This window comes from Streptomyces sp. NPDC054783 (assembly GCF_053611725.1).
Window position 1 is genome coordinate 521947 of the sequence record NZ_JBSHAY010000002.1, and the last position, 24877, is coordinate 546823.

Below are 24877 nucleotides of genomic sequence, written 5' to 3' on the forward strand. Positions count from 1 at the left end.
ACTTCGCCGGGACTCGCTCAGCCCCGGCTCTCCGCGCCGACCGGTTCCTGCGCGGCCTCGACGCGGGCCGAGGCCTGCTGCCGGGGCGCCAGGATCAGGTAGATCAGGCCGCCGGCCGCGCCCGACAGCAGGAAGCTGCAGTCCACGCCGCCGGTCAGGTGCAGCAGCGGGCCCTGGTACGACGGCAGGGACACCGCCAGCAGACCGACCCCGGCGCCCAGGGCCCAGGAGACGGTCGCCCGGATGTTCCAGCCGGCCCGGTACCAGTAGATCCCGCCACGCGAACGGCGGTTGAAGACCTGCAGGGCGTCGGCGTCGTAGACACCCCGGCAGCGGGCGAAGCCGATGAGGGTGATCACGGCCCACGGGGTGCCGATGGCGGTGAGGAGCAGGACGAAGGACGTCATCGCGGACTGCGCGTTCCAGGCGTAGTGGCCGACGAAGACGCAGGCCGTGGCGACGATCGCGACCGTGCAGGTGGCGCGGGCGCGGGAGGCCCGGGGCAGGATGGCGTCCAGGTCCAGGCCCATGGAGTACAGCATCAGACCGGCGTTGCCCACCGAGCCGGCCGAGGCGGACAGCAGCAGCGGGATGAGGTACCAGGTGGGCGAGGCCGCCACCAGGGGACCGGCGTAGTCGAGCGCTGCGCGGGCGCCGTACGCCGTGAACGTGCCGAACAGCTGCGGCACCAGCAGGCCCAGGATCAGGCCCAGCCAAGTGGCCTTCAGGACGCGGCGGCCCGAGTGCCGGGCGGGGGAGATGTAGCGGGTGTAGTCGCCGAGCAGGGTGATGAAGGCGATGGGACCGGACAGGCCGGCCGCCACGGCCGAAAGCAACCAGGTCGGCCAGAAGGAGCCGAGCAGATAGCCGCCCGTCCCGGGCATGGCCGCGGTGGTGAAGTGCGGGGCGTAGGCGAGGACGCCGAGCAGCAGCAGGACGGTCATGCCGATGGACAGGACCTTGGACATCTTCAGCAGCACCCGGTAGCCGTACACCGCGCCCGCGACCGTGGCGCCGGCCAGCAGCGCGTAGACGGCGGCGTACGACGCCCCGTCCGCGGGCAGCCCGAACATCCGGCCGAGCACGCCGATCATCACGTCGCCGCCGATCCACACCGTCAGCGCGGTGTACCCGAGGGCGAGCAGCAGGCCGACGACCGAGCCGACCAGACGGCCCCGGACGCCGAACTGGGCGCCGGAGGAGGTGGAGAGGTTGGTCGCGGTGCGCAGGGAGATCAGGGCCAGCGGCGCCGTCACCGCCGTACCGACGATCGTGCCCGCGACGATCGAGCTGACCGACGCCCACCAGCCGAGCCCGAACGACGGCGGCAGCCAGCCGAAGATGATCACCCCGAGACAGAGGTTGGAGCCGAGCAGGATCGAGACGAGGTCGCGCGGACCACTGGTCCGCTCCTCGTCCGGGATGGTGTCGACTCCGCGCTGTTCTATCGGCATGGCTGGTCTCCTTCGACTCCCGCCGGTTCGGTTTGAGCGACGTTCAATGTCCGTGAAACAAAGCCAGCAGTCAATGCTTCAGTTTCATGAATTCTGTGTTTAGAGTGATGTTCTAAACTGTGGAAGGCAAGGAGGTGCCGCGTCGTGAGACTGACCCCCACGGAACGTGACCGGCTGCTGCTCTTCGGAGCCGCCGAGCTGGCCCGGGCCCGCCGGGCGCGCGGCCTCCGGCTCAACGTGCCGGAGGCGACCGCGCTGATCGCGGACACCGTGTGCGAGGCGGCCCGGGACGGCCGGCGGCTCGCCGAGGCCATCGAGGCGGCCCGCTGCTTGCTCGGCCCCGAGGACGTCCTGCCGGGTGTCGCCGACGTCGTCACCGAGGTGATGGTCGAGGCGGTCTTCGACGACGGCTCCCGGCTCGCGGTGGTCTCCGACCCCATCGGCGGCGGCCTCGGCGACCTGGCGCCGGGCGCGCTGCTCCCGGCGCCCGAGCACGTCGAGCCGGAGGCGGTGGTACGGCTCACGGTCACCAACACCGCGACCGTGCCGGTCTCCGTCACCTCCCACTTCCACTTCTTCGAGGCCAACCCGCGGCTGGACTTCGCACGGGAGACGGCCTACGGGATGCGCCTCGCCGTCCCCGCGGGCTCCTCGGTGCGCTTCGGCCCCGGCGAGAGCGTCGAGGTGGGACTGGTGCCGATCGGCGGCGACCGGATCGCGATCGGCTTCGCCGGACTGGTCGACGGGCCGCTGGACGCGCCCGGCGCGAAGGAGGAGGCCCTGCGCAGGGCCGAAGCCTGCGGATACCTGGGAGCTGAGGACCGATGAACCCCTACGAGTACGCCGCCACCCACGGCCCCCGCGCCGGCGACCGCATCCGCCTCGGCGACTCCGGGCTGACGATCCGCGTGGAGTCCGACTCCCAGCGCTACGGCGACGAGTTCCTGGCCGGCTTCGGCAAGACCGCCCGCGACGGACTGCACCTGAAGGCCGCCGCCGTCCGCGAGACCTGTGACGTCGTCATCAGCAACGTCGTGGTGATCGACGCCGCCCAGGGCATCCGGAAGGTCTCCATCGGCATCCGGGAGGGCCGGATCTGCTCGGTCGGGCGGGCCGGCAACCCGGACACCCTCGACGGCGTGGACGTCGTCGTCGGCACGGGCACGTCGATCGTCTCCGGTGAGGGGCTGATCGCCACCGCGGGGGCCGTCGACACCCATGTCCACCTGCTGTCGCCGCGCATCATGGAGGCCTCCCTCGCCTCCGGCGTGACCACGATCATCGGGCAGGAGTTCGGCCCCGTCTGGGGGGTCGGCGTCAACTCGCCCTGGGCGCTGCGCCACGCCTTCAACGCCTTCGACGCCTGGCCGGTCAACATCGGCTTCCTGGGCCGGGGTTCGTCTTCCCACCGGGCCCCCCTGGTCGAGGCGCTGGCCGAGGGCGGCGCGTCCGGCTTCAAGGTGCACGAGGACATGGGCGCCCACACCCGGGCCCTGGACACCGCCCTGCGGGTCGCCGAGGAGCACGACGTCCAGGTGGCCCTGCACAGCGACGGCCTGAACGAGTGCCTGTCGGTCGAGGACACCCTGAAGGTGTTGGAGGGCCGCACCATCCACGCCTTCCACATCGAGGGCTGCGGCGGCGGACACGTGCCCAACGTGTTGAAGATGGCCGGCGTCCCGAACGTCATCGGTTCCTCCACCAACCCCACCCTGCCCTTCGGCCGGGACGCGGTCGCCGAGCACTACGGCATGATCGTCTCCGTCCACGACCTCAAGCCCGACCTGCCCGGCGACGCCGCCATGGCCCGCGACCGCATCCGCGCCGGCACCATGGGCGCCGAGGACGTGCTGCACGACCTGGGCGCGATCGGCATCACCTCCTCCGACGCCCAGGGCATGGGCCGGGCCGGTGAGACCGTCCGCCGTACCTTCGCCATGGCCGGCAAGATGAAGGCCGAGCTGGGGCCCCTGGAGGGCGACGGCGAGGGCGACGACAACGCCCGCGTCCTGCGCTACATGGCCAAGCTGACCATCAACCCCGCCATCGCGCACGGCCTCTCCCACGAGGTCGGCTCCATCGAGGCCGGCAAGCTCGCCGACATCGTGCTGTGGCGCCCGGAGTACTTCGGCGCCAAGCCGCAGCTCGTCCTCAAGGCCGGCTTCCCGGCGTACGGCGTGACCGGCGACCCCAACGCGGCCACCGACACCTGCGAACCCCTCGTCCTGGGACCGCAGTTCGGCTCCCACGGCGCCACGGCCGCCGACATCTCGGTCGCGTTCGTCGCCAGGGCCGCCGTCGACCAGGGCAACGACGCGATGCCCACGCGGCGCAGAAGGGTCGCCGTGCGCGGCACCCGGGGCATCGGCCCGGCCGACCTGCGGCTGAACGCCCGCATCGGCGCGGTCGACGTCGACCAGCGCACCGGCCTGGTCACCCTCGACGGCGACCCGCTGCGCTCCGAGCCCGCCGACTGCGTCTCCCTCAACCGCCTCTACTTCCTCTGAGAATCCGGGAATTCCTATGACGACCCCCGCCGCCGACGGCTTCCGCATGCCCGCCGAGTGGACCCCGCACGAGCGCACCTGGATGGCGTGGCCGGGCCCCAACCCCACCTTCGACGACCCGGACGACCTCGCCGCCTCCCGTGCAGCCTGGGCCTCGGTGGCCCGCGCGATCCGCCGCTTCGAGCCGGTGACGGTCGTCTGCGGTCCCGGTCAGTCGGCGCAGGCGCGGGCGCTGCTCGGCCCGGACGTCGACACCGTCGAGCGCGAGCTGGACGACGCCTGGATGCGGGACATCGGCCCCACCTTCCTGACCAACGGCCGTGGACAACTGGCTGCCGTGGACTGGACGTTCAACGGCTGGGGCGCCCAGGACTGGGCCCGCTGGGAGCACGACTCCAAGATCGCCGCATACGTCTCCGACCTCGCGGGCGCCAGGACGTACGCCTCGAAGCTGGTCAACGAGGGCGGCGCGATCCACGTCGACGGCGAGGGCACCGTGCTGCTCACCGAGACCGTGCAGCTCGGCCCCGAGCGCAATCCGCACTGGTCCAAGGAGCAGGTGGAGGCCGAGATCCACGCCCACCTCGGCACAGCGAAGGCGATCTGGCTGCCGCGCGGCCTGACCGGCGACTACCCTCCCCACGGCTTCGGCACGCTGGGCCATGTGGACATAGTCGCCGCCTTCGCCCGCCCGGGTGTCGTCGTCGCCCACCACCAGCCGGACCCGGCCCACCCCGACCACGAGGTCACCAAGGAGGTCATCGGCATCCTGAAGTCGGCGACCGACGCGCGCGGCCGCCGCCTGGAGGTCGTGGAGGTGCCGGCCCCGACCGCCCTGGAGGCCGACGGCCACTGGGCCGACTACTCCTACATCAACCACTACATCTGCAACGGCGGCCTGGTGCTGTGCGGCTTCGACGACCCGCGCGACGAGATCGCCGCCGGGATCTTCCGCCGGCTCTTCCCCGAGCGGACCGTGACCCTGGTGGACGCGCGTACGATCTTCGCGGGTGGGGGCGGCATCCACTGCATCACCCAGCAGCAGCCGAAGGTCTGAGATGTAGGAGACAGGGATGGCCGGTGCGGCACGGGCGAGGAGGAACGCGCCGCCGCGCGAGGAGGTACTCGCCGCCGCCATGGACATGATCGCCGAGCGCGGTCTGGAGAAGCTCACCATGGCGGCGCTCGGCCGCGAGGTCGGGATGAGCAGCGGCCATCTCCTGTACTACTTCCGCTCCAAGGACGAGCTGCTGCTGCAGACCCTGGAGTGGAGCGAGGGGCGGCTCGGCGCCGAGCGTGGCCGGCTGCTGGCCCGTCCCGGGACCGCGCGGGAACGGCTGTCCGCATACGTCGACCTGTACGTTCCGGACGGCCACCGCGATCCGCACTGGACGCTGTGGCTGGAGGTCTGGAACCGCTCGCAGAACGCCGACGACGAAGCCCGCGCCCGGCAGGTCGCCATCGAGGGCGCGTGGCATCGCGACCTGGTCGCACTGATCGCCGAGGGGATTTCGAGGGGCGAGTTCCGACGGGTGGACGCGGACCGCTTTGCGGCGCGGTTGCGTGCGCTGCTCGATGGTTTCTCCATCCACGTCGCCATCGGGCTGCGCGGTACCGGCCGGGAGCAAGTACTGGCGCATGTACGGGAGTTCATCGAGGAGGGGCTCGCTGTGGTTCCCTAGGGGCGGGGCCGCATCGGCATGCGGCTTTGCCGCGTGGGCGCGACCACCCACGGCGCACCCGGCACTCCGCGTCCGGCCGTCGCGTACTGCACGTACACGACCTGTCTGACCAAATACCTGTCCAACTCGGCCTGACTGTCCAAGCAGACGGCGACGCTGGTGTCCTTCACCGCGCTGATCGTCTTCGCCTGCCTCCAGCCGCTCGCCGGCGCCCTGTCGGACCGCACCGGCCGCCGCCCGCTGCTCATCACCTTCGCGGTCGGCTCCACCCTCCTCACCGTGCCGATCACGACCCTGCTCAAGCACGCCGGCAGCTTCTGGCCGGCCCTCGGTCCCGCCCTGCTCGCGCTGGTCGTCGTCACCGGCTACACCTCGATCGACGCCTGTGTGCAGGCCGAGCTGTTACCGACCGGGCTGCGCCGCTGTGTCCCTGGTGGTGTACGTCGCCATGCGGGAGACGAAGGACCTGGACCTCGCCCGGGCGGGGGACCGTACGGATTCCAGTCCGACGACCGCATCCTGAGACGGTCGCGGAGCCGGGGACGGGGGTGTGCCAGACTGCCACCGTGCTCTCGTTCGCCATGATTATTGGCAGCAGGCGCGCCGGTCCGCAGTGACCACCTCGTACGACCAGGTGCGGGTGGCCACCGTCGTCCTCGACCCGCGCGCAGACCTCTCGCACCCGCGAGGGGTTTTTTCGTTTTCCGGCCCACCTTCAGCCGGGGAACGACAAGCGCGAGGGACCATTGGGGGGACGGTGGAGCCGGTCATTCCGGTAAGACCGAAGATCCACAACAGGAGCCTTGACACCATGACCGAGACGGCAACCAGCGAGCTCGACGACTCGTTCCACGTCTTCGACACCACGCTGCGCGACGGCGCGCAGCGCGAGGGAATCAACCTCACCGTCGCGGACAAGCTCGCCATCGCACGGCACCTGGACGACTTCGGCGTCGGCTTCATCGAGGGCGGCTGGCCCGGCGCGAACCCCCGCGACACCGAGTTCTTCGCCCGCGCACAGGCGGAGATCGACTTCAGGCAGGCCCAGCTGGTCGCCTTCGGCGCCACCCGCCGCGCCGGCGCGAAAGCCGCCGAGGACCCGCAGGTCAGGGCCCTGCTCGAGTCCGGCGCCCCGGTGATCACCCTGGTCGCCAAGTCGCACGACCGGCATGTGGAACTGGCGCTGCGCACCACGCTCGACGAGAACCTGGAGATGGTCCGCGACACGGTGTCGTACCTGACGTCTCAGGGCCGCCGGGTCTTCGTCGACTGCGAGCACTTCTTCGACGGCTACCGCGCCAACCCCGAGTACGCCAAGGCCGTCGTCCGTACGGCCGCCGAGGCCGGCGCCGACGTCGTGATCCTGTGCGACACCAACGGCGGCATGCTCCCCGCCCAGGTCCACGCCGTCGTCGCCACCGTCCTCGCCGACACCGGCGCCCGGCTCGGCATCCACGCCCAGGACGACACCGGCTGCGCGGTCGCCAACACCCTCGCCGCCGTCGACGCGGGCGCCACCCACGTGCAGTGCACCGCCAACGGCTACGGCGAGCGCGTCGGCAACGCCAACCTCTTCCCGGTCGTCGCCGCCCTGGAGCTGAAGTACGGCAAGAAGGTCCTGCCCGACGGCAAGCTCCGCGAGACGACCCGGATCTCGCACGCCATCGCCGAGGTCGTCAACCTGACCCCCTCCACCCATCAGCCGTACGTGGGCGTGTCGGCCTTCGCGCACAAGGCCGGCCTGCACGCCTCCGCGATCAAGGTCGACCCGGACCTGTACCAGCACATCGACCCCGAGCTGGTCGGCAACACCATGCGCATGCTGGTCTCCGACATGGCGGGCCGCGCCTCCGTCGAGCTCAAGGGCAAGGAGCTCGGCATCGACCTCGGCGGCGACCGGGAACTGGTCGGCCGGGTGGTCGAGCGGGTGAAGGAGCGCGAACTCAAGGGCTACACCTACGAGGCGGCGGACGCGAGCTTCGAGCTGTTGCTGCGGACCGAGGTCGAGGGCCGCCCGCTGAAGTACTTCGACGTGGAGTCCTGGCGGGCCATCGTCGAGGACCGCCCCGACGGCACCCACGCCAACGAGGCCACGGTGAAGCTGTGGGCCAAGAGCGAGCGGATCGTCGCCACGGCGGAGGGCAACGGCCCGGTCAACGCCCTCGACCGCGCGCTGCGCGTGGCCCTGGAGAAGATCTACCCGCAGCTCGCCAAGCTGGACCTGGTCGACTACAAGGTCCGCATCCTGGAGGGCGTGCACGGCACCTCCTCCACCACCCGCGTCCTGATCTCCACCTCGGACGGCTCCGGCGAGTGGTCCACGGTCGGCGTGGCGGAGAACGTCATCGCGGCGTCCTGGCAGGCCCTGGAGGACGCGTACACGTACGGCCTGCTGCGGGCGGGAGTGACACCGGCGGAGTAGCTCCGCCGGTTCGGCGGGGGCGCCTCTCGGTGAGCAGCGCCCCCGCTCGGCTACGGCGCGCGCCAGATGTTGTCGAACGCCGCGTTCTCGATGCGCCGCCGCTCCCGTACGGCCCCCAGCTCGGTCACCGCGTCGCCGACCGCCAGCAGCACCGTGACGACCGCCTCGTCGCCGGGCTCCTCCTCGGGCGGCCGCTCGCCCTGGATGCCCAGGGTGGCGGCGAGCCCGGTGAGGACCGGCTCGCGGGACCACCAGCGGTCGGCGGCATGGCGCCGGGCCGGGGTGTCGGCGGCCGCCGCCTTGTCGGCCCGGTGCGGCCAGCGGTGCCGCTTCCCGGAGAGCTGCCCCCCGGTGTCCAGGACGTCACGGTAGGCCGTGGCCAGCCCCTCGCCGCGGCGCCACAGCCAGTCCTCGACCGTCTCGTACGGCTCCTCGCGCACGAGCGCCGCCCCGGCCTCGTCCAGCATCCGGTCGCCCGTGGTCAGCACGGGCCCGGGCACGATGCGCTCACCGTCCAGGGTGAGCGCCCGCGCCCCGAGAAGGTCGATCAGCTCGGCCCCCGCGAGTGCCAGCGACAGGTCGCCCGGCTCGACGGGGTGATCGCCGGGCACGTCCAGGCTGACGAGGAACAGATCCTGCGGTGTGGTCATACCCCCACCATGTGCCGTGCGCAGCGGATCCGCCAGCACGGGTGGCCCGCCTCTCGGCCGACCGAGTCGGGTGGGGGATGGACGAGGCCGGGGGTCCAGAGGGCGGGGAGTCCCCTGGTGGGGTGCGCTACTGCAGGTGCCACTTCTGGTTGGCGGCCCCCGTGCACGACCAGATCTGTGCCCGCGCCCCGTTCGCGGAGGAGTTGTCCGTCACGTCGAGGCACTTGTCGGCCGCCAGGTTCACCACGTCACCGGTCGAGGAGTTGTACGACCACTGCTGGGCGCCGGTCCCGTTGCAGTCGTACACCTGCACCTTGGCGCCGTCGGCGGTCGAACCCGACGACACGTCCAGGCACTTGCCGAGCGCCTGGATCGACCCGTCGGCCGCCACCGTCCACTGCTGGGCGGCGGTGCCGTTGCAGTCGTAGAGCTGTACGGCCGTGCCGTTGGCGCTCGAACCGCCCGCCACGTCCAGGCACTTGCCGGCCAGGCCGACGAACGAGCCGGTCCGTGCGCCGCCGCCGGACTGGGTGCCGGACCAGGTGAAGGTGGCCGAGGTCCTGCTGGGCAGCGAGTAAGTGGCGTGCTGGGAGCCCCAGTTGATCGTGACGCTCTGCGCCGAGGAGGAGCCGTTGTACGCGATCAGCGCCTTGCTGCCGTCGGGGTTGCGCCAGGCCACGTTCGGCACGGTGGTGGACGCCGTGGAGGCGATCCGCTGGGCGCCCGGCCGGACGAACTTGGTCAGGTGGCCCATGTCGTAGTACTCGACGGTGTAGTCCACCGTCCCGCTCGCACCGTCCCCGTCGTGCACGGTGACCAGCCCGGTGCAGGTGCCGCAACCGCCGTTGTGGGGACCGCCGTTCTGGTCCACGGCCAGCGACCACTTGGTCACCGACTTCGCCCAGTTGCGGGTGTAGTCGATGATGTTGGACATGTCCTCGTGCTGCTGGTCGGCGATCCAGGTGCCGCCGGAGTGCTCGGTGCCGAAGGCGTCCAGCGAGGGGTACTGGTCGTGCACGGTGGTCTGCTTGGTGACGTCACCGCCGTAGCCGTGCCAGGCGATCCCGCCGAAGTTGGGGTGGTTGCGGATCGCCGGGTCGTCCACGGACTGGGCGGCGTAGGAGTCGTAGGTGTCCCAGTTCCAGTCGTGGGCCAGCACCTTGGTGCTCAGCCCCGCCGACTGCAGCTGCGGCAGCAGGTCGTTCTTGAGGAAGTACTGGATGCCGGAGGCGTTCCAGCTCATCGACGGGTAGCCGGAACAGCAGGTCGGCTCGTTCTGCGGGGTGACGTACGAGACGTTGATCCCCTGGTCCCTGTACGCCTGGAGGTACTTCACGAAGTAGCCGGCGTACGCCCCGTAGTCCTCGGCCTTCAGCCAGCCGCCGTTGAGCGAGCCGCTGTCCTTCATCCAGGCCGGGGCGGTCCACGGCGAGGCCATCACCGTCAGCGACGGATTCAGCTGGAGCGCCTGCCGGGTGAGCGGCGCGACGTCCGCGAGGTCGTGCGCGATCGAGAACTTCGCCAGGGAGGCATCCGTCTGGCCGGACGGCACGTCGTCGTACGTGTAGCCGTACCGTGCGAGGTCGGAGGCGCCCATCGGGTTGCGCAGGAACGACAGCCCGATGCCGTCCGTCGGCGAGAACAGCTTGCGCATGGTCGCGTCCCGGGTCGCCTGGGACAGTGCGCCGCTGCTGTTCATCAGCCAGGCCGCGGTGTCCGTGAAGGACGCGCCGCCGCCGGTGAAGGCCTGGTAGCGGGTGTTCTCGTCCACGGTGATGTTCGTGCCGCCGCCGCCCGTGCCGGACTGGAAGGCGAACGGCGTCTGCGGCTGCAGGCCGCGCACGACATGCCGGCCGGCGGAGTCGTCGGTGGTGGTGAGCCAGGCCGTGACCTGCTCGCCGGCCGCGTGCGCGGGGGTTGCGGCGGCGGTCAGACCGGCGGCGGAGAGCAGCCCGGCCAGCAGCAGCCGGACCGTGCGGGGGGTTCTCCTCATGTGCGTCGCCCTTCAACTGACGTGCACTCTTGACGGGTTGGGGTGCCGTTAGTTAACTCACGGCGTGATCTAAGCCATGAGTGAACCATGAGAGCCGAGGGAAGGTCTATGCCGAGAACCGCCCTGCTCGTCTCCGGGGCCCTGCTCGCCGCCCTGTTGCCCCTGTCCGCCGCGGCGCACGCCGCCGACGACCCCGTGCCGGTCCCCGTCGACCGCTTCGAGGGCGAGGTCCCCTTCGCCTCGCAGCCCGCCGACGGCATCTTCACCTGGGGAAGCGACGCCGACGACCCGCCCGCCCTGCACCTCACCGACCGCGCCGACGCCCCCGAGGGCGCCAAGGTGCTCACCGGCACCTACGACATCAGCGGCTACGGCGGCTTCACCCACGACTTCGCCGCCGACCGGCCCGCCCACGACTGGTCCGCCCACCAGGGCATCCGCTTCTGGTGGGAGGGCCGGGACAACGGGCGGAAGATCGCCTTCGAGATCAAGGACGGCGGCGCGAACGGCGAGGCCTCCGAACTGTGGACGACCTCCTTCACCGACGACTTCACCGGCTGGAAGCAGATCGAGATCCCCTTCACCGACTTCGCCTACCGCACCGACTACCAGCCGGTCGGCGGCATCGACCACGTCCTCGGCCTCACCCGGATGTGGGGCTACGCGGTCACGCTCCCGGCCGGCACCAAGGGCGACTTCGCCATGGACGACGTCGAGCTGTACGGGAAGGCCGACCAGTCGCTGCGCGCCTCCGTCAGCACCGACGCGGCCGTCTACCCGGTCGAGGCAGGCGGCACCGCCGAGGTCAAGGTCACCCTGGCCACGACCGGGGACCGGCCCGTCGACGACCCGGTGACGGTCACGTACGCCACGGAGGGCGGCACCGCCACCGCCGGCCGGGACTACACCCCGACCGAAGGCACCCTCACCTTCCCGGCCGGTACCGCCTCGGGTACGACGCGGACCATCGAGGTGCCCACCCGGAAGACCAAGGGTGCAGCACCCGCCAGGACCATCCCGCTCAAGCTCACGGTCACCGGGGCCAAGGCGCCCGCCGAGACCCCGCAGGTCGTCATCGACGCCCACGGACTGCCGTACCTGAACAGCAGGTTGCCCGTGCAGAAGCGCGTCGCGGACCTGCTGTCCCGCATGTCCCTCCAGGAGAAGGCCGGGCAGATGACCCAGGCCGAGCGCGGGGCCGTCGGGGCCGGGGGCGACATCGCCACGTACGCCCTCGGCTCGCTGCTGTCCGGCGGCGGCTCCACGCCCACGCCCAACACCCCCGAGGCCTGGGCGAGGATGGTCGACGGCTTCCAGCTCCGCGCCCGGGCGACGCGGTTCCAGATCCCGATGGTCTACGGTGTCGACGCGGTCCACGGCCACAACAACCTGGCCGGCGCCACGATCATGCCGCACAACATCGGCATCGGCGCGAGCCGGGATCCCCGACTGGCCGAGAGGACGGGGGCGGTGACGGCCGCCGAGGTCCGGGCCACCGGCATCCCCTGGGACTTCGCGCCCTGCCTGTGCGTGAGCCGCGACGAACGCTGGGGCCGCTCCTACGAGTCCTTCGGCGAGGACCCCGCCCTCGTGCAGTCCATGGAGACCGTCATCCAGGGTCTCCAGGGCCGGGCCGACGGACGGGACCTGAGCCGGAACGACAAGGTGCTCGCCACCGCCAAGCACTTCGTCGGCGACGGCGGCACCGCGTACGGCTCCTCCACCACCGGTACCTACACCATCGACCAGGGCGTCACGACGGTCACGCGGCAGCAGCTTGAGGACATCCACCTGGCGCCGTACCAGACCGCCGTGGACCGGGGCATCGGCACGGTCATGCCGTCGTACTCCTCCCTCGACATCGTCGGGGACGGCCGGGGCGCGGTGAAGATGCACGCCCGAGGCGACATGATCAACGGTGTGCTCAAGGGCCGGATGGGCTTCGGCGGCTTCGTCATCAGCGACTGGAACGCAATCGACCAGCTCCCCGGCGACTACGCCACCCACGTCCGTACGGCGGTGAACGCGGGCGTCGACATGATGATGGTGCCGTACGGCTACAAGGACTTCAGCGGCACGCTCGCCGACGAGGTGAAGGCGGGCCGGATCAGCGAGAAGCGGATCGACGACGCCGTCTCCCGCATCCTCACCCAGAAGTTCAGGCTGGGGCTGTTCGAGCACCCGTACGCCGACACGTCCGGCGCCGCCGCCATCGGCTCCCCGGCCCACCGGGCGGTCGCCCGCCGGGCCGCCGCCGAGTCGCAGGTGCTGCTGAAGAACAGCGGCGGGCTGCTGCCGCTGAAGAAGAGCGAGAAGGTGTACGTCGCCGGGTCCAACGCCGACGACCTCGGCAACCAGACCGGCGGCTGGACCCTCACCTGGCAGGGCGCGTCCGGCACCCACACCCGGGGCACGACCATCCTCCAGGGGATGCGAGACGCCGGGGGAGACGTCACCTACTCCAAGGACGCCTCGGCCCCGACGGACGGCTACGACGTCGGCGTGGTCGTCGTCGGCGAGACCCCGTACGCCGAGGGCGTCGGCGACGTCGGCAACGGGCACTCGCTGCAGCTGTCGGCGGCCGACCGGGCGGCCGTGGACAAGGTGTGCGCGGCCATGAAGTGCGCGGTGCTGATCGTCTCCGGCCGCCCGCAGCTCATCGGCGACCGGCTCGGCGGGATCGACGCGCTGGTTGCCTCCTGGCTGCCCGGCACCGAGGGCGAGGGCGTCGCCGACGTCCTCTACGGCAAGCGCCCCTTCACCGGACAGCTCCCCGTCACCTGGCCGAGGTCCGAGTCCCAGCTTCCGATCAATGTCGGCGACGCCTCGTACGACCCGCAGTTCCCCTACGGCTGGGGCCTGACCACGCTCACCGGCGTCCCGCGCGGCGGCACGGCCGCTCTGCAGGCGCTGGGCGCTGCGGCGACGGCGGCCGAGCGCAGGGGCGACGTCCGGGCCGGCCGTGAGCTGGTCACCACGGCGCGGCTCCTGGTCCAGCAGAAGATCGGCGACCGGATGACACCGGCGGTGGCGAAACCCTTCGCCGACGCCGACCATCTGCTGCTGACGGGCCGGTACGGAAAGGCGGTGGAGAAGCTGATCGAGGCGTACGGGGCCGCGTAGACCCGGACGGTATGACCGATTGGGGGAGGCTTCGGGTAGCTTCGAAGGATGAAGGCCGTCCTGCGGACCCGAAGCCTCCCAGCCCTGCTGCTGGCCGCCCTCGCCCTGGTCGTCGCGACCCTGTTCGCGCCCGCGGCGAGCGCGGACACGAGCATCTCCGCCATCGCCCAGGCCCTCCGCAAGAGCCCGGTCTACGTCGACCCGGCCGCCTCGGCCCAGCTGCCGAAGGCGGACGCCGACGCGCTCGCCAAACGCATCAAGGACGCGAACAAACCGCTGTTCGTCGCGGTGCTCCCGGCCGGCTACCCGACCCGGAACCTCTTCTCCGACCTGCGCGCGGCCACCGGCGTCACCGGCCTGTACGGCATCCGCCTCGGCGAGCGCTTCGACGCCCGCGCCGATTCCTCCGTGATGTCGGCGACGGCCCGGCGGAACCTGGTGACGAGCGTCCAGGGCGAGCCGGCCAAGGCCCAGCTCAACGACTTCACAGACCGCGCGCTGGCCACCATGCGCGGCCATGCCCCGTCGAGCTGGGGCGGCTCCGGCGGGGGATCCTCCGGTACGGCCGCCCTGATCGCGGTGGCCGCGGTGCTGGTGGCGGGCGGTGCGGGCGCCTACGCACTGGTGCGCCGCAGTCGCCGGCGGCGCGCCGAGGAGCAGCGGGCCGCCCTGGACCGGCTCCGGGTGGTCGTGGACGAGGACATCACCGCCTTCGGCGAGGAGCTGGACCGCCTCGACTTCCAGCCGGCCGGGCCCGGCGCCGACGACGCGATGCGCGCCGACTACGAACACGCCCTCGACGCCTACGAGACCGCCAAACAGCGCATGGCGCAGGCGAGCCGCCCGGAGGACGTGCGCACGGTCACCGAGGCCCTGGAGGACGGCCGTTTCTCCCTGGCCCGGCTGGCCGCCCGCCGCGAGGGCCGCCCCCTGCCCGAGCGGCGCCCGCCCTGCTTCTTCGACCCCCGGCACGGCCCCTCCGTGACCGACGCCACCTGGACCCCGCCCGGCGGCGCCCCGCGCCAGGTGCCCGTCTGCGCGGCCGACGCCACCCGGCTGGCCGACGGCCGCGACCCGGTCATCCGCGAGGTCGACACGGACTACGGCCGCCGCCCCTACTGGGACGCGGGCCCCGCCTACGGCCCCTGGGCGGGCGGTTACTTCGGCGGCGGCATCCTGCCCGGGCTGCTCGTCGGCACCCTTCTGGGCAGCATGATGGCCACCCCCTCGTACGCGGCCGACTACGGCACCGGATACGGCGACTTCGGCCCCGGCTACGGCGGCGACTTCGGCGATGACCACCAGGGCGGCGACGTCTCCGGTACCGATTTCGACGCCGGGGACTTCGGGGGCGGGTTCGGCGACGGCGGGGGGTTCGACGGGGGAGGGGGCGACGGCGGCGGGGACTTCGGCGGGGGTTTCTAGGTCTCAGCCCCGGCTGTCCGCCTCCGGCGACCCCGATCCCAGCCGCTCCATCAGCCCGGCCGCCGGCGCCAGCACGCCGCGCTCGGTCTCGCCGAGCGACTTCAGTGCCCCGGCCAGCCAGGCGTCCCGCTCGGCCATGTCCCGCGCCAGTGCCCGCCGTCCGGACTCGGTGAGCGACAGCACGGACTGGCGCCGGTCGTCCGTCGCCCGCTCCCGCACGATCCGCCCCTCGGCCTCCAGCTCGGCGTAGACCCGGGTGAGCGACTGCGGCCGCTGCCGCTCCTCCGCCGCGATCTCACCGGGCGTCGACGGCCCGTGCCGGTGCAGGTATCCGAGCACGGCGAGCTGGTTGGGGCTGAGGCTCCCGTCCCCGCGCTCCTGCCGCGCCGTCGCCCTGTGGCTGCGACCGCTCAACTACGCCTACTGGGCGGCCGGCATGACCACGGCCCTGTCCCTGCTCCTCGGCTACTTCGGCCAGAACGCGACGGAACTGCTCCCGACCCGTCTGGCCGCGACGGCGCTGGGCGCGGCCCTGTGCATCGCGGCGGCGTGGTGGCTCCTGCCGGTCAACGCCCGTACCGGCGCGCGCACCGCTGCCCGGCAGCATGCCACCAGCCAGACGGAGAAGGCCCTTTGACGACGGAGGCCGGCCGATCGTGGGTCCTCGAACGGCATCCAGTCGATGCCGTGTTCCCGCAGTCAACGCCATGCCGGCAGGACACGCGAGCGTCCGCCTCCCGTTTCCGGGAGCGGGTGCGCTCGCGGTGTCGTCGGCGGGCCGCCGAAGGCTCAGGCCTGCTTGATCGCCGAGAGGTCGAAGTGCAGCTTGATCTTGTCGGAGACGAGCATCCCGCCGGTCTCCAGCGCCGCGTTCCAGGTGAGGCCCCACTCCGAGCGCAGGATCTCGGCCTTGCCCTCGAAGCCGACACGCTCATTGCCGAACGGGTCCTTCGCGGCGCCGTTGAACTCCAGGTCGATGGTGATCGACTTGGTCACGCCGAGGAGGGAGAGGTCGCCGGTGATGCGGTAGTCGTCGCCGCCCAGGGCCTCCGCCTTGGTGGAGCGGAAGGTCATGACCGGGAACTCGTCGATCTTGAAGAAGTCCGACGACTTCAGGTGACCGTCCCGGTCGGTGTTGCCGGTCTCGATGCTCGCCATCTGGACGTCGATCGTGGCGGTGGACCTGGCGGGGTCCGCCCCGTCCAAGTGGAGTGTGCCGGTGAAGTCCTGGAAGGCGCCCTTGACGTTGGTGACCATCGCGTGGCGCGCCACGAAACCGATCGTGGTGTGCGCCGGGTCGAGCGTGTAGTCACCGGTCAGCGCGGTCAGGTCGGGACCCGTGCCGGTCGGCGCGGCGGCGGTCTCGGGGGTGCTGTTCTTGCGGCCGAAGAAGCCCATGTCGTGCTCCAGGGAGAGGTCTGAACGGAACCTGCGAATCTGCCGAACGAAATCAGTTGAACGTTAAACGAACTCGCATCTCCGACGGTAGACCCATTCGGTTCGGTTTTCAACATCATCCGGAAAGTGTTTTCACCGTCGCCGAGAGTGACCTGATGCGGACCTCTGGCGGACGCGCGTAGAACTCGGGCACCATCTGCGTGCACCGCCTGCACAGCCGTCCCACAGGAAGCCCGGCCCACCGCAGGAGAGGTCCCCATGAAGCTCGCGAAAGCCATGCGTCTCCGCTCCGTCCTGACCGCGCTCGCTCTCGTCGTCGCCCCCGGTGTCGCCGTCGTCGGCACCGCCACCGACGCGTTCGCCGTCACCAAGATCAGTCAGGCCACCGCCGAGTCGATGTTCCGCCAGGTCGGCATCACCTGGTCGTCATCGGGCAACTGCACCGACCGGAACAACCCCACCTGTACGTCCTTCGAGCAGCTCAACCTCGCCACCGCCCAGGGTGCCCAGACCCTGAAGCGGGCCAGCGGCTGCGCCCTCAACATCACCGGCGGCACCGAGACCGGCCACGCCTCCGGCACCTACTCGCACTGGAACGGCTACAAGCTCGACTACAGCAAGTACACGTGCGTGACGTCGTACATCAAGAACAACTTCACCTACATCGGCCTGCGCGGCGACGGCTACCCGCAGTGGCGGTCCGCCTCCGGCAACATCTACGCCGACGAGGGCACCCACTGGGACGCCCTTTACTACAACTGCGGCGGCTGCTGAGCCGGAACGGGCCGGCGGCGACCCCTTGGGGCACCCCGCGCCGCCGCCGGCCCGGCATCGCCCTCGGGACGGGCTACGACCCGGCCGCCGATCCATGGGTGAGCCGCCGTCCGAGGCCCCGTGTCACCCCGGGGATGGCATGTGCCGGCCGCGAATGTGAGGTGGCTCTCCGGTGACGTCTTTGTGGCCCCCTTACAACGCCGACGCCCTGTGAGCAGTCGGAACGGCTGCACGCGGCCATGGTTCTGTTCACTGGTACCAGGAAAACGGGCCGGAGACTGTACGGAGTCAACGGCTCGCTTTCCTTGGTGTCCTTCGTAAGGTCACTACATGACCGTTTTGGAAGAGACGACGGGTGAGCCGACCGGCGAGCCGACGGACGCGCGCGGACGGGTCGCCGAGCTGCACGACATTCGTGCCCGGGCCTTGGCGGGCCCCAGCGAGAAGGCGACCGAGGCGCAGCACGCCAAGGGCAAGCTGACGGCGCGGGAGCGGATCGAGCTGCTCCTGGACCCGGGGTCCTTCCAGGAGGTCGAGCAGCTGCGCCGGCACCGCGCGCAGGGCTTCGGCCTGGAGGCGAAGAAGCCGTACACGGACGGTGTCATCACCGGCTGGGGCACGGTGGAGGGCCGTACGGTCTTCGTCTACGCCCACGACTTCCGGATCTTCGGCGGCGCGCTGGGCGAGGCCCACGCCACCAAGATCCACAAGATCATGGACATGGCCATCGCGGCCGGTGCCCCGCTGGTCTCGCTGAACGACGGCGCGGGCGCCCGTATCCAGGAGGGCGTCAGCGCCCTGGCCGGGTACGGCGGCATCTTCCAGCGCAACACCAAGGCGTCCGGCGTCATCCCGCAGATCTCGGTGATGCTGGGCCCGTGCGCGGGCGGCGCGGCGTACAGCCCCGCCCTGACGGACTTCGTGTTCATGGTCCGTGAGACCTCGCAGATGTTCATCACGGGCCCGGACGTGGTCAAGGCGGTCACGGGCGAGGAGATCACCCAGAACGGGCTCGGCGGCGCCGACGTCCACGCCGAGACCTCCGGTGTCTGCCACTTCGCGTACGACGACGAGGAGACCTGCATCGCCGAGGTGCGGTACCTGCTGTCGCTCCTGCCGCAGAACAACCGCGAGAACCCGCCCCGGGCGGACTCCTCCGACCCGGCCGACCGCCGCAGCGACGTCCTCCTCGACCTGGTCCCGGCCGACGGCAACCGGCCGTACGACATGGCCAAGGTCATCGAGGAGATCGTCGACGACGGCGAGTACCTGGAGGTCCACGAGCGCTGGGCGCGGAACATCATCTGCGCGCTGGCCCGCCTGGACGGCCAGGTGGTCGGCATCATCGCCAACCAGCCGCAGGTCCTCGCCGGCGTCCTGGACATCGAGGCGAGTGAAAAAGCTGCGCGCTTTGTCCAGATGTGTGACGCTTTCAATATCCCGATCGTCACCTTCCTGGACGTGCCGGGGTTCCTCCCCGGTGTCGACCAGGAGCACGGCGGAATCATCCGCCACGGCGCGAAGCTGCTGTACGCCTACTGCAACGCGACCGTGCCGAGGATTTCGCTGATCCTGCGCAAGGCGTACGGAGGTGCCTACATCGTCATGGACTCCCAGTCGATCGGCGCCGACCTCACCTACGCCTGGCCGACCAACGAGATCGCCGTGATGGGCGCGGAAGGCGCCGCGAACGTCATCTTCCGCCGCCAGATCGCCGGCGCGGAAGACCCCGAGGCCATGCGCCAGAAGATGGTCAAGGAGTACAAGGCCGAGCTGATGCACCCGTACTACGCGGCCGAGCGCGGCCTCGTGGACGACGTCATCGACCCCGCCGAAACCCGCGAGGTCCTGGTCAAGTCCCTGGCCATGCTGCAGTCCAAGCACGCCGACCTGCCCTCCCGCAAGCACGGCAACCCCCCGCAGTAACCCGGCGGACCCGCCGCGGCAACCCCGCGGACCTCTCTCTCACGGAGACTGACACCCATGAGCACTCCTGACATCCGCGTCGAGAAGGGCCACGCCGAGGCCGAGGAGGTCGCCGCCATCACGGCCGTCCTCCTGGCCCGCGCGGCCGCCCAGCCGGCACCCACGGCCCACACCCACCGAGGCCGCGCCAGGGCCGCCTGGCGCCGCCTGGAGCGCGAGGGCGGCTTCCGCGCCCCGCACAGCTGGCACTAGGCTGCGCCGCTTCGCCCGGTTCCTGAATTCCTGAAGGGCCCCTCCGCCATGGAGGGGCCCTTCTTGGTGTGTGCGCACCTTGGTGTGTACGCACAGAGACAAAGAACCCCGCGCTCCAGGGGCGCGGGGTTCCTCACGAACGAACTGCTAGCGCAGGCGGGCCATCAGGGCGTGCTCGACCAGCGTGATCAGCGCACTCTTGGCGTCCGCGCGGTGGCGGGCGTCGGTCGTGATGATCGGGGTGTCGGGGCCGATCTGGAGAGCCTCTCGGACCTCGTCGGGGTTGTACGGCTGGTTGCCGTCGAAGCCGTTGAGGGCGATGACGAAGGGCAGTCCGCTGTTCTCGAAGTAGTCGACCGCGGGGAAGCAGTCGGCGAGGCGCCGGGTGTCCACGAGCACCACCGCGCCGATCGCACCGCGCACCAGGTCGTCCCACATGAACCAGAACCGGTCCTGACCCGGGGTACCGAAGAGGTAGAGGATCAGGTCCTGGTCGAGGGTGATGCGGCCGAAGTCCATGGCCACCGTGGTGGTGGTCTTGTCCCCGGTGTGGGTGAGGTCGTCGATGCCGGCCGAAGCGGACGTCATGACGGCCTCTGTGCGCAGCGGGTTGATCTCCGAGACGGCGCCGACGAACGTGGTCTTGCCCACGCCGAAGCCGCCCGCCACCACGATCTTCGCGGAGGTGGTGGAGCGGGAAGGACCGCCGCTAGAGCTTGCGAAGTCCACTGAGCACCCTTTCGAGCAGTGTCACGTCTGGCTGGCCACCGGCGTTCTCGTCGCCGCCGGGCTGATGGATGGCGACCAGGCCCGCCTCCGCCAAGTCGGCGACGAGGATCCTGGCCACGCCGAGGGGGATTGTCAGGAGCGCGGAGATTTCGGCTACCGACTTGATCTCACGGCAGAGGTTGCAGATCCGCTGATGCTCGGGCAGTTGACCCTGCATCTGGTGCGGAGCGGCGGTGGTGTGCACCAGTGCCTCGATGGCGAGCTGGTAGCGCGGGCGGGTCCGGCCGCCGGTCATGGCGTACGGACGCACCAAGGGGTTGTTGGATGCCGTGGCCGGCGCCGGCTCGGGGCGGCGCTGGGGCTGCACCGGCTGGATGCGCGGGGCCGGGGGCTGGTCGTACGGTGAGGGGCCGGGGCCCTGCGGTGCGTACGGCTGCCTGTGGCTCGGTGCGGAGGGGAAGTTGTAACGGTTCGGGTTCTGGGAACCGTCGCCCCGGCCCTGGCCAGGGCCGTACGACCAGTTTCCCGAATTCGAACCGCCTGGGGGTGTTGCCACTCTCTTCTCCTCCTCCGACTGCGCCGGGCACCCATCCGTGTGGAGCCGCGTCCCGAAACCTTACGGCCACGGGACACGAATACGCATCGTCCCTTAATTAGTTGAGAAGGCTTCCCTGGAGCTCCGCACGGAGATCCGGGGTGAGGACCGTGCCCGCGCGGTCCACCAGAAGGGCCATCTCGTACCCGATGAGGCCGATGTCCGCTTCCGGGTGGGCCAGGACCGCGAGGGAGGACCCGTCGGAGATGGACATGATGAAGAGGAATCCCCGCTCCATCTCCACAACCGTCTGATTCACGCTGCCCCCCTCGAAGATCCGGGAGGCGCCTGCCGTCAGAGACGTCAGACCGGAGGCGACGGCCGCGAGCTGGTCGGCGCGGTCGCGGGGGAAGCCTTCGGACATCGCCAGAAGGAGTCCGTCGGCGGAGACCACCACCGTGTGGGACACCCCCGGGGTGTTGTCCACGAAGTTGGTGATCAACCAGTTCAGGTTCTGTGCCGCCTGGCTCATCGGGCTCACACTAACGCTCCTGGTTGTAGGTGCTGTCAGGACCGAAGCCCTGGCCGTTCGTTTCACTGCCTGCGCTGCGTCCGCGCTGGACGCCCCGACGCAGGTTGCTCAGCCTGCCCCGGACGTCCTCCGGGGCGCGGGAGACCTGTGGGCCCCCCTGGGGGGTGGTTTCGGCGGCACCCGAGACCAGATTGGCCTTGGGCACCCGCCGCGGCAGGCCCGAGGCGGTGACCCCGCCTGCCTTGGGCTTCCGGAGCTGCGACGCCTGCTGCCACCGCTCGTCGTTCTGCGAGCGCCAGCCGCTGTCGCCGTTCGTCCCCGGAGTGTTGCCCGGTGCGGGAGCCGACGCTTCCTGCTGCCCGCGCGCCGCGTTACCTGAGGTACCCGAGCCGTTGGAAGCGCTCGCGACGGATCCGCGGCGGGGCAGCCCGGCGTCGGTCAGCTCGTGGGCGGCGGGAGAGGCCGGTCCCGGACGGTCGAAGCCTACGCGGTTCCGCTCACTTGCGTCAGCGGCCTGCGAGGATTCCGTTTCCGGAGCGTAATGAGCCGGATAGCCGTTCTGGTAGCTGTCCTGCTGGGGCTGCTGCGGCCAGTCGTCCTGGTACGACGGGCTCGCGGCCGGCTCCGCGTACGCGGGGTCGGGGTAGCCGCCGTTGGAGGGGTAGTACTGCTCGTCGTACGGCTTGTCGTACGACTGCTCCTCGAACGAGGTCTGCTGCGGCTCCGCGTAGGCCTGCTCCTCGTACGTCTGCTGCGGCTGCTCCTGGTAGGACCGCTCCTCGTACGACGGCTGCGGGCGCTCCTGGTACGACGGCTGTTCGTCGAACAGCGGGCCCGAGTAGCCGGTGGGGGCTTCCGCCGCCTCCTGCTGAGGCTGCCCGGGCTGCGGGCCGTGCGTCTGGGCCTCCAGGGCCGCCCGGCGCTCCTCGCGCATCAGGGAGCGGCCGACGGGGTCCAGATCGCGGATGTCGTCGGGGACGTCCACGTACCGGCTGTCGTCGAAGCCGAGCTCGGCGGCGGTGCGCATCGGCTGCACCTGGTTGAAGCTCTCACCCTGGAAGTGCTGCTCCGGGATGATCTGCGAGACGGTGAACTCCTCGCGGTCCAGCGGGGTCTCGCCGCCACCGCCGTGCGTGATCGCGTCCGGCAGCATGACCAGCGAGGTCGTACCGGCCTGCTCGCCCGAGGGACGCAGCTGGACGCGGATGCCGTGCCGGTCGGACAGCCGGCCGACCACGAACAGGCCCATGCGCTGCGAGATCGCGGCGTCCACGGTCGGCGGGTTGGCCAGCTTGTGGTTGATGTCCGCGAAGTCCTCGGCGGTCAGGCCGATGCCCTTGTCGTGGATCTCGATCATGATGCGGCCGTCGGGGAGACGGGTCGCGGTGACGCGGACCTTGGTCTGCGGGGAGGAGAACGTGGTGGCGTTCTCCAGCAACTCGGCCAGCAGGTGCACGAGGTCGGTGACCGCGCGGCCGTGGATCTCGGCCTCCGGGACGCCGGACAGTTCGATGCGCTCGTACTGTTCCACCTCGGAGGAGGCGGCGCGGAGCACGTCGACCAGCGGGACCGGCTGGTCCCAGCGGCGGCCGGGCTCCTCGCCGGCGAGGACCAGGAGGTTCTCGCCGTTGCGGCGCATACGGGTGGCCAGGTGGTCCAGCTTGAAGAGGTTCTCCAGCTGGTCCGGGTCGGCCTCGTTGTTCTCCAGGTCGGTGATCAGGGTCAGCTGGCCCTCGATCAGCGACTGGTTGCGGCGCGAGAGGTTGGTGAAGATCGCGTTGATGTTGCCCCGCAGCAGGGCCTGCTCGGAGGCGAGCCGGACCGCTTCGCGGTGGACCTGGTCGAAGGCGCGGGCGACCTCGCCGATCTCGTCCTTGGTGGTGATCGGGATCGGGGCGACCCGGGTGTCGACCCGGCCGGGGTCGGTGCGGGAGAGCTGGTCGACCAGCATCGGCAGGCGCTGCTCGGCGATGCCGAAGGCGGCGTTGCGCAGCTGGCGCATCGAGCGGCTCATCTGGCGGGCGACGGCACCGGCCAGGATGAAGGCGAGCAGCAGGGCGATCACGACGACGGCGCCGGTGATGAACGCGGAGTTCTTGGCGTCGTCGGCGATGCCGGAGGCCTCGTTCACCGCCTTGTCGGCCATGTCCGACTCGATCTTGCGGTACGCGTCGAACTTGAGGGTGTTGACCGCCCACCAGTTCTCGGCCGTGACGCCCCTGAGCGCGAGCTGCTGGCGCGCGAGGGTGCTGGTGGAGTCCAGCGTGGCGAGGGCCGTGACCATGTACTTCGGGTCGGACGGCGGCGGGACGTAGTTCGGGTTCTTGGCCTTGGCCTGCTGGGCCATCGTCACGGCCTGGGCCTGGATGTCCTTCTTCGCCGTGTCCAGCTTCGCCGCGTCGGCCTCGGTGCCGCCGCCGATGTACTCCTCGACGGCGATGCCCTCGAGGTAGGCGTAGGAGGAGAGGGCCACGCGCTGGCTCGCCAGGTTGGGGGCGTCGGGACCCGGCTTGAACAGCATGTGCATGCCGATCGAGCGGTCCAGCGACAGCGCCGCCTTGGTGAGCGACATGGCGTAGACGGTACGGCCGTAGGAGGTGATGTTGCCGGTGCCCAGGCCGAGCTCGTTGGCGAACTCCATCAGCGGGTGGGCGACCTTGACGTAGCCCTCCTCGGTCTGCACGCCGGTGAACTTGGAGGTGTACGCGCCGGCGCGCAGCGTCTGCAGGAAGGGCTCGGCCTCGCGGAACAGCTTCAGCCGGCGCTCCAGGCCGGACTCGTGCGGCATGTTCTGCGCGGCCTGGTCGAAGCCGTCGGCGGCCTGGTCGGTGGCGTTGCGGGCCGCCGTGATGGTCGCCTTGTCCTGGGCGGTCGCCAGCTTGCCCTTCAGCAGCGGGGCCGCGGTGATGTCGCGCTCGTTCTCGAGCGCGTTGGCGTACGACAGCGAGGCGCGCACCAGGCGGGCGGTGTTCTCGGCGTCGCGGGCCTGCTGCCAGGTGTCGATCGAGGTCTTCACCTGGAAGCCGCCCATGACGAGACCGACCGCCACGGGTATCAGCAGGATCGCGTTCAGTCTGGTCGGCACGCGCCAGTTGCGCGGGGAGAACCGGCCGCCGCTCGGCTCGGGAGCTGCCGCCGGCTCCGCACCGGTCAGGGGGGTGGGCGCCGCAGCGCGCGGCGGCGGGGTGAAGTTGCCCCGCGCCGACGGCTCGGGACCGTTCTTGCTTCGCCTCACTCGACCAACAACCTCTCGGCGGTCGGCACCTACGTCGTGCCGCAGTCTCTCAGAGCCCGGTTCGTCATCGACTAGTGAGTACGTCTTTGACTATTGGGCAGTTCAGGCATTCCAGCACGTGGACCAGTGCTCTTCCAAACAGCGGAAACCCTTGAGTGACGCTCTTGTCAGGCCAAGATAAAACGGTCATAAAGAGCGAGCCCCGGCAAAAGGCGGGGCCATTGTGAGCACAGCGGCACT

General features: G+C 70.7%; 20 protein-coding genes and 1 pseudogene. 12 read left to right on the forward strand and 9 right to left on the reverse strand.

Annotation, left to right across the window (positions count from 1 at the left end):
• Window positions 1-17 precede the first annotated feature (17 nt).
• On the reverse strand, window positions 18-1454 hold the full coding sequence (locus ACWGJ5_RS06600; protein WP_453308667.1) for a cytosine permease: 1437 nt from the start codon (window positions 1452-1454) through the stop codon (window positions 18-20).
• Window positions 1455-1598: 144 nt separating this feature from the next.
• Here ACWGJ5_RS06600 and ureA point away from each other — a divergent pair, with 144 nt between their 5' ends.
• From ureA to cimA, 6 genes and pseudogenes are all read left to right on the forward strand, one after another.
• Window positions 1599-2282, forward strand: a complete 684-nt coding sequence (ureA, locus tag ACWGJ5_RS06605) for an urease subunit gamma (protein WP_453308668.1) — start codon at window positions 1599-1601, stop codon at window positions 2280-2282.
• Window positions 2279-3961 (forward strand): urease subunit alpha, encoded by a 1683-nt coding sequence (locus ACWGJ5_RS06610; RefSeq protein WP_453308669.1) that lies wholly within the window; start codon window positions 2279-2281, stop codon window positions 3959-3961. The genes ureA and ACWGJ5_RS06610 overlap by 4 nt, the downstream gene beginning before the upstream one ends.
• 16 nt (window positions 3962-3977) lie before the next feature.
• On the forward strand, window positions 3978-5018 hold the full coding sequence (locus tag ACWGJ5_RS06615; RefSeq protein WP_453308670.1) for an agmatine deiminase family protein: 1041 nt from the start codon (window positions 3978-3980) through the stop codon (window positions 5016-5018).
• Window positions 5019-5034: 16 nt separating this feature from the next.
• On the forward strand, window positions 5035-5643 hold the full coding sequence (locus ACWGJ5_RS06620) for a TetR/AcrR family transcriptional regulator (RefSeq protein ID WP_453308671.1): 609 nt from the start codon (window positions 5035-5037) through the stop codon (window positions 5641-5643).
• Between the two features lie 78 nt (window positions 5644-5721).
• Window positions 5722-6166: pseudogene (locus ACWGJ5_RS06625) on the forward strand (MFS transporter); the annotation flags it as partial.
• 288 nt (window positions 6167-6454) lie between these two features.
• Window positions 6455-8065 (forward strand): citramalate synthase, encoded by a 1611-nt coding sequence (gene cimA, locus ACWGJ5_RS06630; protein WP_453308672.1) that lies wholly within the window; start codon window positions 6455-6457, stop codon window positions 8063-8065.
• A 50-nt stretch (window positions 8066-8115) separates the two neighbouring features.
• Here cimA and ACWGJ5_RS06635 read toward each other — a convergent pair whose 3' ends face one another.
• Both ACWGJ5_RS06635 and ACWGJ5_RS06640 read right to left on the reverse strand, forming a co-directional pair.
• Entirely contained in the window at window positions 8116-8715 is a 600-nt protein-coding gene (locus ACWGJ5_RS06635; protein ID WP_453308673.1) for a GOLPH3/VPS74 family protein, read from the reverse strand.
• A 127-nt stretch (window positions 8716-8842) separates the two neighbouring features.
• A complete protein-coding gene (locus tag ACWGJ5_RS06640; protein ID WP_453308674.1) occupies window positions 8843-10708 on the reverse strand; it encodes a ricin-type beta-trefoil lectin domain protein in 1866 nt (621 codons plus the stop codon).
• Window positions 10709-10816: 108 nt separating this feature from the next.
• Here ACWGJ5_RS06640 and ACWGJ5_RS06645 point away from each other — a divergent pair, with 108 nt between their 5' ends.
• Window positions 10817-13831: a glycoside hydrolase family 3 protein gene (locus ACWGJ5_RS06645; protein ID WP_453308675.1), complete on the forward strand. Its 3015-nt coding sequence runs from the start codon at window positions 10817-10819 to the stop codon at window positions 13829-13831.
• Between the two features lie 48 nt (window positions 13832-13879).
• Window positions 13880-15256 carry a hypothetical protein gene (locus tag ACWGJ5_RS06650; RefSeq protein WP_453308676.1) on the forward strand — a complete coding sequence of 459 codons (1377 nt, stop codon included), beginning with the start codon at window positions 13880-13882 and terminating at the stop codon, window positions 15254-15256.
• A gap of 3 nt (window positions 15257-15259) precedes the next feature.
• Here ACWGJ5_RS06650 and ACWGJ5_RS06655 read toward each other — a convergent pair whose 3' ends face one another.
• Window positions 15260-15595, reverse strand: coding sequence for a MarR family winged helix-turn-helix transcriptional regulator (locus ACWGJ5_RS06655; protein ID WP_453308677.1), 336 nt, complete (start codon window positions 15593-15595; stop codon window positions 15260-15262).
• A 10-nt stretch (window positions 15596-15605) separates the two neighbouring features.
• On the opposite strand from ACWGJ5_RS06655, the gene ACWGJ5_RS06660 reads away from it, so the two are divergent.
• Complete coding sequence (locus ACWGJ5_RS06660; protein ID WP_453308678.1) at window positions 15606-15893, forward strand: hypothetical protein; 288 nt, start codon at window positions 15606-15608, stop codon at window positions 15891-15893.
• Window positions 15894-16045: 152 nt separating this feature from the next.
• On the opposite strand, the gene ACWGJ5_RS06665 is transcribed toward ACWGJ5_RS06660, so the two are convergent.
• Window positions 16046-16654 carry a YceI family protein gene (locus ACWGJ5_RS06665; RefSeq protein ID WP_453308679.1) on the reverse strand — a complete coding sequence of 203 codons (609 nt, stop codon included), beginning with the start codon at window positions 16652-16654 and terminating at the stop codon, window positions 16046-16048.
• A 258-nt stretch (window positions 16655-16912) separates the two neighbouring features.
• Here ACWGJ5_RS06665 and ACWGJ5_RS06670 point away from each other — a divergent pair, with 258 nt between their 5' ends.
• The 3 genes from ACWGJ5_RS06670 (at window position 16913) to ACWGJ5_RS06680 (ending at window position 19606) form a co-directional block, all read left to right on the forward strand.
• The gene (locus ACWGJ5_RS06670) at window positions 16913-17428 is read left to right on the forward strand and encodes a hypothetical protein (protein WP_453308680.1); all 516 of its coding nucleotides are present in this window, start codon (window positions 16913-16915) and stop codon (window positions 17426-17428) included.
• A gap of 330 nt (window positions 17429-17758) precedes the next feature.
• Window positions 17759-19354 carry an acyl-CoA carboxylase subunit beta gene (locus ACWGJ5_RS06675; protein ID WP_453308681.1) on the forward strand — a complete coding sequence of 532 codons (1596 nt, stop codon included), beginning with the start codon at window positions 17759-17761 and terminating at the stop codon, window positions 19352-19354.
• 57 nt (window positions 19355-19411) lie between these two features.
• Entirely contained in the window at window positions 19412-19606 is a 195-nt protein-coding gene (locus ACWGJ5_RS06680) for an acyl-CoA carboxylase subunit epsilon (RefSeq protein ID WP_453308682.1), read from the forward strand.
• Window positions 19607-19753: 147 nt separating this feature from the next.
• Here ACWGJ5_RS06680 and ACWGJ5_RS06685 read toward each other — a convergent pair whose 3' ends face one another.
• From ACWGJ5_RS06685 to ACWGJ5_RS06700, 4 genes are all read right to left on the reverse strand, one after another.
• Window positions 19754-20335: a GTP-binding protein gene (locus ACWGJ5_RS06685; protein WP_015657622.1), complete on the reverse strand. Its 582-nt coding sequence runs from the start codon at window positions 20333-20335 to the stop codon at window positions 19754-19756.
• Complete coding sequence (locus ACWGJ5_RS06690; protein WP_453308683.1) at window positions 20316-20891, reverse strand: DUF742 domain-containing protein; 576 nt, start codon at window positions 20889-20891, stop codon at window positions 20316-20318. The genes ACWGJ5_RS06685 and ACWGJ5_RS06690 overlap by 20 nt, the downstream gene beginning before the upstream one ends.
• Window positions 20892-20988: 97 nt before the next feature.
• Complete coding sequence (locus ACWGJ5_RS06695) at window positions 20989-21402, reverse strand: roadblock/LC7 domain-containing protein (protein ID WP_004983065.1); 414 nt, start codon at window positions 21400-21402, stop codon at window positions 20989-20991.
• A 10-nt stretch (window positions 21403-21412) separates the two neighbouring features.
• Window positions 21413-24637, reverse strand: a complete 3225-nt coding sequence (locus ACWGJ5_RS06700) for a nitrate- and nitrite sensing domain-containing protein (RefSeq protein WP_453308684.1) — start codon at window positions 24635-24637, stop codon at window positions 21413-21415.
• Window positions 24638-24877 lie beyond the last annotated feature (240 nt).